The sequence below is a fragment of the Streptomyces sp. NRRL F-5650 genome, from assembly GCF_000721365.1.
In the GTDB taxonomy this organism is placed as follows: Bacteria; Actinomycetota; Actinomycetes; order Streptomycetales; family Streptomycetaceae; genus Streptomyces; species Streptomyces ardesiacus.
Window position 1 is genome coordinate 42,259 of record NZ_JOGV01000053.1, and the last position, 12,050, is coordinate 54,308.

Annotated in this window: 8 protein-coding genes and 2 pseudogenes; 4 read left to right on the forward strand and 6 right to left on the reverse strand. The window is 65.1% G+C overall.

Going from position 1 to position 12,050, the window contains the following annotated elements:
* Nucleotides 1-499: 499 nt before the first annotated feature.
* Together IG88_RS0133040 and IG88_RS0133045 are read right to left on the reverse strand one after the other, a co-directional pair.
* On the reverse strand, nt 500-2,017 hold the full coding sequence (locus IG88_RS0133040; RefSeq protein ID WP_031049271.1) for a trypsin-like serine protease: 1,518 nt from the start codon (nt 2,015-2,017) through the stop codon (nt 500-502).
* A 381-nt stretch (nt 2,018-2,398) separates the two neighbouring features.
* The gene (locus IG88_RS0133045) at nt 2,399-2,869 is read right to left on the reverse strand and encodes a hypothetical protein (RefSeq protein ID WP_031049273.1); all 471 of its coding nucleotides are present in this window, start codon (nt 2,867-2,869) and stop codon (nt 2,399-2,401) included.
* A 638-nt stretch (nt 2,870-3,507) separates the two neighbouring features.
* On the opposite strand from IG88_RS0133045, the gene IG88_RS0133050 reads away from it, so the two are divergent.
* Together IG88_RS0133050 and IG88_RS39410 are read left to right on the forward strand one after the other, a co-directional pair.
* Nucleotides 3,508-7,518: a DddA-like double-stranded DNA deaminase toxin gene (locus IG88_RS0133050; RefSeq protein ID WP_037837236.1), complete on the forward strand. Its 4,011-nt coding sequence runs from the start codon at nt 3,508-3,510 to the stop codon at nt 7,516-7,518.
* Between the two features lie 8 nt (nt 7,519-7,526).
* Complete coding sequence (locus IG88_RS39410) at nt 7,527-8,030, forward strand: Imm1 family immunity protein (RefSeq protein WP_037837238.1); 504 nt, start codon at nt 7,527-7,529, stop codon at nt 8,028-8,030.
* A 122-nt stretch (nt 8,031-8,152) separates the two neighbouring features.
* Here IG88_RS39410 and IG88_RS43590 read toward each other — a convergent pair whose 3' ends face one another.
* The gene (locus IG88_RS43590; RefSeq protein WP_158854155.1) at nt 8,153-8,581 is read right to left on the reverse strand and encodes a hypothetical protein; all 429 of its coding nucleotides are present in this window, start codon (nt 8,579-8,581) and stop codon (nt 8,153-8,155) included.
* A 183-nt stretch (nt 8,582-8,764) separates the two neighbouring features.
* Here IG88_RS43590 and IG88_RS0133055 point away from each other — a divergent pair, with 183 nt between their 5' ends.
* Nucleotides 8,765-9,136, forward strand: a complete 372-nt coding sequence (locus tag IG88_RS0133055) for a hypothetical protein (RefSeq protein ID WP_031049277.1) — start codon at nt 8,765-8,767, stop codon at nt 9,134-9,136.
* A gap of 2 nt (nt 9,137-9,138) precedes the next feature.
* Here the strand turns inward: IG88_RS0133055 and IG88_RS0133060 are convergent.
* Nucleotides 9,139-9,654, reverse strand: a pseudogene (locus IG88_RS0133060) (IS5/IS1182 family transposase); the annotation flags it as partial.
* A gap of 206 nt (nt 9,655-9,860) precedes the next feature.
* On the opposite strand from IG88_RS0133060, the gene IG88_RS44695 reads away from it, so the two are divergent.
* Complete coding sequence (locus tag IG88_RS44695; RefSeq protein ID WP_234332417.1) at nt 9,861-10,037, forward strand: hypothetical protein; 177 nt, start codon at nt 9,861-9,863, stop codon at nt 10,035-10,037.
* Nucleotides 10,038-10,131: 94 nt separating this feature from the next.
* Here IG88_RS44695 and IG88_RS40455 read toward each other — a convergent pair whose 3' ends face one another.
* On the reverse strand, nt 10,132-11,121 hold the full coding sequence (locus IG88_RS40455) for a hypothetical protein (protein ID WP_158854158.1): 990 nt from the start codon (nt 11,119-11,121) through the stop codon (nt 10,132-10,134).
* A 733-nt stretch (nt 11,122-11,854) separates the two neighbouring features.
* A pseudogene (locus tag IG88_RS0133075) lies at nt 11,855-12,050 on the reverse strand (hypothetical protein); the annotation flags it as partial.

Consider the following 12,050-nt stretch of genomic DNA (forward strand, 5'->3'; position numbering starts at 1 on the left):
CGCTAGTACGAATGACCCCAAGACGTTCGTCATTGAAGCCACGAATTACTACACCCCCAGGGTCGCGGAGCCCCCGCTGGACATGGACCCCCGCACCCTCCTGGACCACCCTCTCGAGGACCGGACTGCAGAAGCCACCCGCCGGTACCACGAAGAGGAACAGCAGGCAGCTGACCGGAAGATGGCGGCTGCGCGCCGGGCCGTCTGGCTCGCCGCCGAAGACCGCACTCGTCTCATCAGGTCGCAAGCCTGTCCCACCTGCTGCGCTGTGCCAGATGCTCCTTGCGACCGGCAAGGCCGGTTCCGAAACAGGTTCCACGACGAACGCACCGATGCTGCGATGAGGAATTCCCTGGCAGGTCCTGCCCACTCACCAGCGGGTCCCCTGTCTGTGTGAAGTCGAGCGCGTCGCCCCCACACCATGAGCATGTGGGGGCTTCCCGACCATCCCTTCTCGGGGTACTTCAGTGGGATGCGTGCGAGGTGTGTGTAGGGCCGCCTATGACGCGGGGCGCATGGCGACGCCCTTGTTGAGGGTGCCGGTGCCGGTGCCGGTGTACAGGAGCAGCGTGCTCTGACCGCCGACAGCGGCGATGTCGCCCTTGTTGTCGCCGTTGAAGTCGCCGCCGATGATGCGCTTCATGGGAGTCCAGGTGTTGTCCGGCCACAGCTTGCGCGCGGCATCCAGGCCGCCCTTGGTGTTGCCGGCGTACCAGTTCAGGCTGCCGTCGTCGCGGACCGCGGTGAGGTCGTCCCGGCCGTCGGCGTTGATGTCGGCGGTGCCGGTGAGGCGGGTCTTGCCCCAGGTGGCGTCCGGCCACATCTTGACCTTCGTGCCCGTCAGTGTGCCGTCGGTGCCGGTGTAGTAGCCGTAGAGGTTGCCGTCGCCCCACTGGGCGACGAGGCCGTCACGGCCGTTGAATTTGAACCTGGTGACCTGCTCGATGCTCTTCCAGGATGTGTCGTGCCACATGGGCTTGCTCTTGTTGAGGATGCCGGTGGCGGTACCCGTGTAGAGGTTGAGGGTGCCGTCGCTGCGCACCGCTGCGATGTCACCGTTTCCGTCGCTGTTGAAGTCGCCGCCGACGATCTGCACCATCGGGCTCCAGGTGTTGTCGTTCCACAGTTCGCGCCCGTACTCCAGCGTCCCGTCGGGCTTGGCGTAGAAGGCGTGAAGGGATCCGTCTTCCAGGACAGCCGCGACGTCGGTACGGCCGTCGCTGTTGAAGTCGGCGGAGGCCACCAGGTCGCTCAGGTTGCCAGTGCCGAGATCACGGTTGACGGTCTGTGTGACGAAGTCTGCGTCGCTCATTGCTGCGATGGCGTCAGTGCTGGTCGTCTCCGAGCCGTAGCAGCCGCCCTGCATGGAGCGGTTGTTCACACCCACCAGGTGCAGGGTGCCGTTCTTGTCCTGCAGCAGGGGCCCGCCGGTGTCACCGGCACAGATAGCGTCGCCGCCCTGGCCGGTGACGTTGACCGCGCCGGCGGTGACCGACGTGACGTTGAACGCGCCCTGGTGGCGCTGGATGGGCACCCATTCATCCTTGGTTCGTCCGAAGCCCACTGCCGTGAGCGGCGTGCCGGCAGCCGGCGCGTCGGATGCCAGGCGCACCGGCGCGATGTCGGGAATGGCCTTGTCCAGCCGCGCAAGGACCATGTCACGCTCTGGGTGCGGGACGAGTTCGACGACCTCACGCACGTAGCCGTTGGCTATGTTGGAGTCGGCCCGGCCCACGGTGGCCCGGGTGAGCTGCGTGGGCTTGCCGGCAGCGACCGTGTCGGCCTGATCCGGGTCGTCCGCGAAGCAACTTGCCGCGGTGAGTACCCACTGGGTGTCCACCAGCGCGCCCGAGCATGACCGGTAGTCGGTGCCGATCGTCAGACGGGCGGTGAAGTCCAGCTTCGCGTCAGTGGTTGGGTCGCCGACGGTGGCGTGCGCTGGGGTGGACGCCAAGGCGCCAGCGAGTACGGCGGCGGACAAGGCAGTGGCCCGGATGGGACGCGGCATACGAAACATGTGAGTCTTCAATCGTAAGTGTTGTTGCAGTGACAGTGCTGGAGGAGCCGGCGCGGAACGGGCGGGCGCGGCAGACCTCGACGGCGGTGCGCTTGAGTACTCCTGCCGTGAGGACGGTCCCAAGCGACGGTGGGAGCGGGTGACGCCTGCCTGTATCGAGGGTTAGGCGTGTCTCAACGGTTGGGCTGGAGAGACCAGGGGGCTGCGTAGCCGGACCTCAAGTGCGGCAGGAGCGGCGACCCGCGTTCACAGGCACCGCCGCCTCATGGCGCGGCGTGAGGTGACTGGACGTCTGGTCTTCGTTGCGGCACAGGCCCGCGACGATCAGCAGCTGTACGAGCCGAGGCCGGTGTACAGGTGTGGAGCGCGTAGCCGTTTGGTCTAGCCAGCGACGCGGAGTTCGATGAGCGTGGTGGGCTCCCCTGTGGAGCCGGCCTCTCCGTAGCCCGTGAAGTCGTTGGCTGGCGCGTTGATCACAGTGGCCGTGCCGTCCGTGTCCTTGATCGTCGTCTTCACCGGATCGGCTGAAGTCCAGATGCCGTACGCCTGAGGCACTTCCAGCGTGAGGTATGCCGGCTTGGCCATGACGTTGAAGCAGAAGTCCTTCTGTCCCGTGCGGCTCATCACCTGAATGTCCTCGCTGCCGTCGCAGGACGTCATCAGCAGGTGTCCGTTGCCACGCTTCAGGATCGCACCGGTTTCCGCCTGGATCTTGGTGGCACCCGGGTAGCTGAAGTCCTCGACGGCTTGGGGCATTTCAGCCGCAGCCGGAGCCGCGGCGTCACCGTTGTCGGCGTGGGCCACACCGAGCGTCGTCGCGCCTGCCGCAAGGACAGAAACCGCAATAGCCATTAGTGCTTGTCGTGTGCGGGATGTAGTCGCCACAACGGGCCTTTCTGAGTAGTTGCGGAAATCAAAATCCGCGCGTCCCGGCAAATTGAATCATGGCCAAGATCGCCTCGGCAGGGCCTGTGGCGTGACTCATGTTACACCGGCCGTTCAGAGTACCTGCACAGACCATTCACTGAACACTCAGGCCTCCCGCACCGACTCACCGCAGCACGGCTAGAAGAGGCGAGCATTGACACGCTAATCGGTTATAGCGCGCATTATTAGCTGGTTGTGACTTAGAGGATGATCTTGGGTCAACTTGTGGCAACAGCACGTCCGAGCTGCGGATCAGCGGGGCATGAGCTTCAGAACGCGCCCTGCCGACCGCTGCCGTTCGCCAAGTGGGACGCGGTGTACGATCATGCGGATCCAGCCGGCGGGGGCACCGAAAAAGCGCCCATCCGGTTATCGGAAAGGGATTTACCTTCACCATTTGAAGCCTTATTCGTAACGCCCGTCTGTTTATCCGGCTGGACTCTTCTTCTGATGAGAGGACTCGCCGGATGAGACGGCGCATACCCTCCCGTACCCCTGGTTCGGGAGCGAAACAAAAATCGTGGTTTCCACGACGGTCTCTACAGGTCCTGCTGTCTGCGGGCATGCTGTCAGGACTGCTGGGCACCCCGGCCGCCCTAGCAGCCGAGCCGGCACCGCTACCCGCGAACGTGCGGGCCGACATCGTGGGCTACTGGGAGACCGGCGGAGCCGGCCTCAAGACAGCAGCCGAGCAGGCCCTGCTCGGCGGTGACGAGGCAATCCGGAAGTTCCTGGCCGACGCCCCGTCCATCCAGCACGATGACAACCGCATCGATGCCGCCCGGATGGCAATGACCGGTGGCTCCGGCCTCCGCCAGGCCGCCAAGGACGCAATACGGCTGTCACCGGCCGAGCTTGAGAAGTTTCTCCTCTACGGCTACGAGGAGCCACTGGACGACGACCACAAGGTCGAGATCGCTCGCCTCATCAACCTGGGCGGCCCCGGCGTACGCGAAGCAGGTAAGGCCGCTCTCCAAGGCACCGCCGAGGAACGCGAACTCTTCCTCAACAGCGGCCAGTACACGGCACAGCAGGATGACAACCGGGTCGACGTCGCCCGCCTGGCCACCACCGGTGGCCCGAACGTGCAGGCGGCCGCCAAGGTCGCCCTGCGCGGCACACCCGAGGACATGGTCGAGTTCCTGGAGGTCGGGCAGTTCACCGCCCGCAACCGGGACCAGGAACACGCGACGATCGCTGAACTGATCAAACAGGCCGAACTGGCCGGCAAGCAGGCTGACGACGCCAGGAAGACGGCGGAGGAGTCGTCCAAGAAGGCGGTCGACGCCTCCCAGCTGGCCAAGGAAGCAGCGCAGAAGGCCGCGGAAGAGACCGAAGCCGCAAAGGACGACTCACAGAAAGCCGCGGTCAAGGCCAAGCAGGCCGCCGACGCCGCACGGGCTGCAGCCGATGCGGCACAAGAAGCCATCGGTTCCGCAAACGCCGCCAACCGTGCCGCGCGCCGCGCCGCACTCGCTGCCGCGCAGACCGCATCAGCAGCGACGGCCGCAGCAGAGGCGGCGAACAAGGCCTACAAGGCGGCCATCGCAGCAGCGGGCGACGAAGGGAAGGCCGACGAGGCAAAGGAAGCCGCGAAGCAGGCACGCGCCGCAGCCGACGCCGCCACCAAGTCGGGACTAGCAGCTGAGAACGCAGGACTGGCCTCCGCAGCGGCTGCGACTGCCTCAACAGCCGCCAAGAGCGCTTCCAGCAACGCACGAGCAGCAGCCGGAGCCGCTGAAGAGGCCAACCAACACGCGGACGCCGCCGGCGTGCACTCGAACGAAGCCGCCCTGGCCGCTGCAGAGGCCCGCCGCCACGCCGATGCCGCCGACCGAGCCGCCGACCGATCCTCGGCCCTGGCCCAGCGCGCGGCTACCGCTGCCTACGGAGCCCGTGACGCCGCCAACTCGGCAGCCGAGCATGCGAACAAAGCTGCGGACTACGCAGACGAATCCGCAGCACACGCCGGAGACTCAGCAGCCTACGCCGCCACCGCGAAGAAGAACGCCCAAGCCGCGCAGGAAGCAGCCAAGACCGCAACCGCAGCCGTCACCAAGGCCAACGAGATCTTCAAACTGGCCCGGGAGACGGAGACTGCCGACCTCGAGACCCGCACCGACGCGGCCATTGAGCGCGCCCGCTCGATGAAGTCCGCTTCGGAAATCTCGATCACGGCCTCTGCCACCACCCAGGTCGAGGCGCTCGCACTGAACGACACCGCGACCGAACTGGCCAAGGAAGCCAGCCGGCCCGACATCGACGTCCAGGCCACCGCGGCCAAGGGCCGCCAGCTCGCCATGCAGGCCATGAAACTGCTCGGACCCTGGCACCAGGAAGCCGCCGCTCGCGCGCTCTCCGGAACCGACCAGGACGTCCTGGACTACCTGCGCACACGCTGGAAGGAGGCCAATCACAACGACATCCGCCAGCAAATCGTCGACCTCAGCACACAGAGCCCCTACGCCTCTGTCCGCACCGCGGCCGCCGAGGCTCTGAACGGCACACCGGAACAGATCGAGGCCTTCCACACCACCGGCCAGTACACGGCTGGCAGCGACGACATGAAGGTCGACGTCGCCCGACTGGCCAACACCGGCGGACCAGGCGTCAGCCAAGCAGCCAAAACCGCTCTCGCCGACGGCACCGGCAAGACCCTCGCAACATTCCTGCAGATCGGCCAGTACGGCGAGCGCCTCTCCGACGAGAAGGTCGTCACAGCACGCCTCGCCGAGACCGGCAGCCCCGAGGTGCAGGCAGCGGCAAAGATCGCTCTCGCCGGCCCGCCCGAGCTTCTGCACGAGTTCGTGACCACCGGCCAGTACATGGCCCAGCGCAAGGACGACCTCGCCGACGTCCACGTCAACCAAGTCGAACGCCTCCTGGCGGAAGGCTCCCTCATCGCGGCAGAGGCCAACGAGGACGCGTGGCGCGCCACCGAAGCCGCCGCGACTGCCGAGGGCGCCGCCGCTGACGCCGCAACAGCAGCCGAAAAGGCAGAAGCCTCCGCGGCCCAGGCGAAGCAGCATGCCGCTGACGCAGACGCGTCCGCAGACGCCGCAACCCGAAGCGCCGCAGACGCCGCAGCATCGGCGGCCACCGCCCGCGACGCCGCCGACCGGGCCGCCCAGGACGCAACCGCTGCCGAAAACTCAGCCGCCGAAGCCGCATTCTCCGCCGCCTACGCCCGTGACTCGGCGAGCAAGGCAGACGACGCCGCCGACCGGGCCCGGGCTTCCGCCCTTGCTGCGGGAAAGAGCGCCGACGAGGCAGAAGCCGAAGCCAAGGAAGCCTGGAAAACCACGCGGGCACTCGCTGAGAAGGAGGCAGAAGAGGCACGCCGAAAGGCTGCCGAAGAACGTAAGCGACAGCAGGAACAGGCGGGCGAGCCGAAGAGGGTCTGCATCCCGCACCCCACCCGCGAAACCATGATCCCGATCATGCCCTGTGCGGCTTCGCCCGACGACAGCATGATCATGCCGGGGCCAGTCGACCCTACGATCCGCGCGGTGGTCTGGGAACTCGCGGGCCTCAACGACATCAAGGCCTGCATCGACAAGCCCCTCTCCGGCAACTGCGTCATGGCCGTTGTAGGAGTCACTCCGTGGGGCAAGTTCAAGCTCGTCAGCAAACTCGGTAACGGCCTTGACGCGGTCAAGGACGCCCGCGGAGCCCGCCGTACCGTCGCCTGCCTGACCGGGGCAGCACACAGCTTCCCCGCAGGCACTCGCGTCCTCATGGCCGACGGCACCCGCCGTTCGATCGAGCAGATCGAAGCCGGCGACCTTGTCACGGCCACCGACCCCACCACCGGCGAAACCGGCGCCCGGACCGTCACCCGAACCATCCACACCCCCGACGACCGGAACTTCACCGACGTCGCCCTCGCCGACGGCTCCACACTCACCTCGACCACCCACCACCCCTACTGGTCCCAGAACGACCAGACCTGGAAGAACGCCGGCGACCTCGAAGCCGGCGACACTCTGCGCACCCCGCAGAACACCGCAGTCGTAATCGCCGCGACGCATGACTGGCCAGGTCTGCAGGACGCCTACGACCTCACCGTCGATGGCTTCCACTCGTACTACGTCTCCACTGGTACCACTGACGTTCTCGTCCACAACAATGACAATCCATGTCCCGACTGGGTAAGCAAGGCATGGAAAAAGCTCCCTAAGCGCAAGAGTGGGGACCCCACTTCTGGTTACGTATTCGAAGCAGATGGGACCCTGGTATGGGATTCAGTCTTGACGAGCGGCCGGAGTCCCCTGTCTGAGGACATCAGTGCGTTCCTCAAGGGTTCTCCTGATTTCCCGAACTTCCCCGGGTACGCAGATGTCGCCCATCATGCTGAAGCCAAGATCGCTTGGGAGATGCGTACCAAAATGGGGAAGGGTAAAAAGCTGCACATCGTGATCAACACGAACTACGTCTGCCCCAAGGTGTCCAGCCCGAACTCCATGGGATGCAAGCAGGCGGTCCCTGCTATCCTCTACGAGGATCAGACGCTTTACGTACACTATCCCGGGGCGAGCGAGGCCTTGGAGTTGAAGGGTACGGCTAAGAGGTGAGAGACGGAATGACCGTTCTGGGCAGCACGCACGCTGGCGCAATATACGCCCGCACCAAAGAAGAGGTCGACAGCCTCATCGACCACATCATGAGTGATCTGATTCAAGCGGGCGAGACGCCAGACGGATTCGAGATCATTCCTGAAAGGGCTGTGCTCAGTGTCGTCGAGGGAAAGTATCCCGAAGAGACTGATGAAAGATGGCCGAGTAACTACCTGTACGTCTCTCTCAATACGACAGAGGGGTACGGGGCGTTGAAATGGTGGACGAGTGTGGTTTCCGATGGGGCCAGAGAAGACGATGTCTCGCGCTTCGTCTGGACCTCGGGAAATCAAAACCCGCCCTCGTCAGACCCTAGGCTCATCGCAGACCCGGGAACGCCCAGCTATTACCCGCGGCAGGCGGCAATCCCTTCGCACCAAGTGCGTGAGGCCCTAGAAGAGTTCTGCCGGGCGGGAACAGGAGCGAGGCCAGGGTGTATTCCGTGGCTATTGCTTGATCAATCGGTCTAGAACAGTGCGTGCGACGTTGCTCCCGCCCCAGCGCGGGGGCAACGTCGCACGCTGTAGCTCGCCGACGCCCTCAGGTCGGATCAACGGCAAGTATTTCATCTGCTCAGATGTGACCTGGGTGATCAGATATCCAGTCCAGCACTCAAAAGCCAGTATTCTCCGCTGCCCATCCTCGTTCGCAATGCCACGGCGGCCGCTGTCGGCGCGTCCATCTCGGGTAGGATCATTATTCCTACAGTCCCGCCTCTTGCAATGGCAAAAGCCGCCCAAGCTTGAATCTCTGGCTCGTTTGGCATTTGAAACCGGGCCCTCCTTTCTTCAGTATTGAACGTGACGGTCAACCGGCCGTCGGGTTCGAGCGCCCATCGGGTACGAGACGCATGTGCTTGAGCCGTCTGTTGTCGAGGGACAAATCCATGACGCGCAATGAATTCATCCAACTCGCTGCGCTGGACAGTAGAAGGAATCGCCAGAGCGAGCACAGGAGTCAAGCCGCCAGAAAGATCGAGAGCAATCGGCAGGCCGATCGCCGCAGGAATATTTTCGGTCACCGTGGCGACCCTTCGTCCACTCATTAGGACGTCCCCTCTTAGACACATATTTCCGCGGTGCATGCATCCCGCAAGGAAAGATCCTAGCCGTCGCGTCCGGGTGAAGCGCATGCAGTGAGCCCTTTCCAAGCTCAGGCGACGGCCGATCGATGCTGTGCCACAGACGTCTGGTAGACCCAGGCTATGACGTTCATGGCGGTGGTCGAGGGTGATGTGGGCGCATGGCGCATCGATCGAGATGTGCTGACAGCCGCGATTGGTGCCCGGTGGTCTGCGGTTGAGATCGAGTCGATGCACCGCAGTGAAGTGCGCAGCCTTATATGGCAGTTCGAGACGGAGAACGGCCCAGGTGAGGCATATCTGCACGAGGACGGCACATGCCTGTACATGGACGTCTGGGAGGAAGACGCGATCTGGTTGGCGATCGTCTTCCGCGAGCTGACGCCCATGGATCTTGACCTGGTGTTCTGCGATGAGGGCTACACCTTCGACGTTCGTCTGCGGGCGGGCACGACCGAGGCCGAATTGACGGACTTGGTGAACGCTGCGGGTTGATCTCAGTCCGAGGTGGCGAGCTGGAGGACCAGGACGGCTTGGACGAGGCTCGTGATCCGGGTCGTCGAGCGGCGGAGCTTGCGGATGAGTCGCCAGGACTTGAGGGTGGCAATGGCCCGCTCGACCAGTGCACGGACCTTTGCGTGGGCTCGATTGACGGCCTGCTGGCCGGTGGAGAGGCTGTCCCATCGGCCGCGGTAAGGGAGACCGACCGTGCTGCCTGCACCCCGGTAGCCCTTGTCTGCCCAGCAGGTGATGTCAACCTCGGCGAGTGCCCCGATGACGCCGTGCTCGCGCGTAGCACGGACGTCGTGGACGGCGCCGGCCAAGGCTGGTGAAACCCACAGCAGACGCCCCAGCGGATCGGCTATGACCTGCACGTTCATGCCGTGCTTCTTGTGGTTGCCCGAGTAGAACGGGCGGTCGGCAGCGATTCGGTCGATCGGCAGGAGCGTCCCGTCCAGGATCACGTACGCCTTCGTCGACGCCGCTCGTACGGCTTCGGCGAGGGCGGGGGCGCCAACAGGTTAACAGGGCCCATCTCTGCTTTGAGATCCGGCGAGATGCGGAAGGGCGGGGCCTGACCATTCGCACACTGGCCCAACGGCACAACGTTTCACGGCGGACCGTTCGACGCGCGCTCAACGCTGCCGATCCGCCCGCCCACGCGTTGACTCACCGGCGAACGACCGCTGTCGGCCCGTTGCAAGCGCTCATCGATCCCATGCTGGAAGAGGGCATGATCGCTAAGGAGATCTGGATCAGCCTCGTCGATGAGTACGACGTCGCCGTCTCCATGAGCACGCTCGTTCGCTATGCCGCGAACTGGCGTCTCGATCGGGACCGGCACGGGCAAGCGCGGCCGGTCTACTTCCCTCGCGACCCCCGACGCGAACCTTGAGCTCGATCAATCTGGGTTCAGCGCACTTGGCCCGTCTGCCCATTTACGTGCACACCGCGGGAAGCCGCGTGGGGCGTCCGGCCTGACGTTTCGGTCAGAGTTCCCAGTCCGCCGAGACGAAGGTGACCTCGCTGATCGCGGCGTCCCCGGCCCGGGTGGCGTTCACGTCTATCCGGAGCCCGGCGGGAACGGGGCTACCGCTGGGAGTGAAGTGCAGCCCCAGGTCGTGATTCTCGATATGCTGGAGCATGGCCGCGTCGAGGCGGGAGGGTGTTGCCCCGATCAGCGGGATTCCGGCATAGGTAATCTGCGGTCCGGTCCGGCCGTGGACTGTCACAGCTCCCAGCACTGGGTGGCCCTCCGGATACGAGTAGTGCGCGCTCACCCCGGTCTTTTCGAACCGGTCGTCGGTCAGCGTCCACTGCCCGGCCGCTCCGCTGCGCCACCACCAGTACGGATAGTGCCCCTGCCTGCCGGCCGGGACCTCGCCGCCCAGTGCGTCTGCTACCTGTTGCGGGGTCATCCCGAACCTCAGCGGGCCAACAGCCTTCTGCGGAGACCAGTCCCAGTGCGAGCGCTCCTGATTGGTCTTCACCGGCCAGGAGCCGCTGCTTTTCTCCCGTTCCCGGACGTCGCACCAGTGCATGACCGGCCCGGCTTCGTAGGGTGCTTCGGCAAGCTCGGCACTGACGAACAGGGCAGAGGTGATTACCCTGTCCTTCGGCTCTGGGTATCCCTCGGCGGTGAGCCCGTACTCCAGCGCGGTGCCCATGGATACCCCCCATGCCGCGATCTCCGGATCACCACTCCAGTTCACCCGCACTGCGGCACCCTCCTGACGGGCAAGGTCCTCGATCTCTGCGCGAGCCTGGGACGGCACCCTGGCGATCAGCTCGACCTGTCCGAGCCGGACCAGCGGGCCTTCCATGGCATCGATTGCGACGCCGACCAGAAGCATCCCCGGGCCATAGATACCGGTCACCCCGATGTCCTGATAGCGCATCCAGTGGCCCCCGTCTGCCGCGACCTGCGAGTTGCCTGCTCGCGGCCCGCCCAGAGCCGCGACCACCTCGTCAGAGTCCATCCCGAACCGCAACGGCCCCAGCCCTACCAAAGGATCAAGCACCCACCGCTCTCGATCCTCCAACTTTCTGCCCCACCAGCTCATCCAGTCCCCATGGTTGTGTCTTCCGACGATCTTGCTAGGAGCCTATGGGCACCCTGTGGCAGTCCCGCTCTGCGGCCAATTTCAAGGCTCACCGGTCAGCTAGACCGCCAATCAGGCAAACCGGGTGCTAGTCGCGCAAACTTCCCTACGTTGTCTGCGGGACAGGGCGAGCCCTTCGTATGGTCCTCCCACCCAGGGGCGGCGCGTGAGGCATTCAAACTTCTGCCGCTTGTGGCTTCCATCGATTGGCCGCCCGACGCCCCACGAGGACTCGGCTGCCAATTAGGAATTGCGAATGATCGCTCCGTAGGGAATTGACAGCGAGGTCGTCCGTCGGAAGGCACCCAGCACACCCACCGCACGGAGGCACCATGGCCGCGATCTGGGCCGGCATCGCGCAGGCAAGACCCACCACCACTGCGTCGCGATCGACGAGAGCGCCCCTCGGGCGCTGTTCGCCGTCGACCGGTGGCCAGACCGGGGCCCGGTGCCTTCGGCCTGCCCGAACACGGGAAACGGCCTCGGTCGCCGTTCGCCACCACATGCCAGCAGTCCAAGATTTCTTCCCGTCCCCTGCCTCATGATCCGGCGCTCTGGGGCCGGTACCCTCGCTTGCCGCCCGGCGGAGGGGAGGGCACCGATCCCGTGTTCAGCTGAGCACGTTGTACACGTTGTACATGTTCCAGCCGCCGCCGATCCTTGTGCGGGCCGTGTAGGGGGCGGACGTACTGCCGGTTCCCTGGTACAGCCACAGGACGCCTGCGCTGTCGCGGGCGATCAGGTCCGGCTTGCCGTCGCCCGTCAGGTCACCGGCGGATGTCAACGAGTTGTAGGTGTTCCAGCCG

Coding starts and splice junctions, on each gene's coding strand:
- IG88_RS44695 (WP_234332417.1), top strand. CDS start 9,861: ATGCTGGAAGAGGGCATGATCGCTAAGGAGATCTGGATCAGCCTCGTC.
- IG88_RS0133040 (WP_031049271.1), bottom strand. CDS start 2,017: ATGTTTCGTATGCCGCGTCCCATCCGGGCCACTGCCTTGTCCGCCGCC.
- IG88_RS0133045 (WP_031049273.1), bottom strand. CDS start 2,869: ATGGCTATTGCGGTTTCTGTCCTTGCGGCAGGCGCGACGACGCTCGGT.
- IG88_RS40455 (WP_158854158.1), bottom strand. CDS start 11,121: ATGGACTCTGACGAGGTGGTCGCGGCTCTGGGCGGGCCGCGAGCAGGC.
- IG88_RS39410 (WP_037837238.1), top strand. CDS start 7,527: ATGACCGTTCTGGGCAGCACGCACGCTGGCGCAATATACGCCCGCACC.
- IG88_RS0133050 (WP_037837236.1), top strand. CDS start 3,508: ATGCTGTCAGGACTGCTGGGCACCCCGGCCGCCCTAGCAGCCGAGCCG.
- IG88_RS0133055 (WP_031049277.1), top strand. CDS start 8,765: ATGACGTTCATGGCGGTGGTCGAGGGTGATGTGGGCGCATGGCGCATC.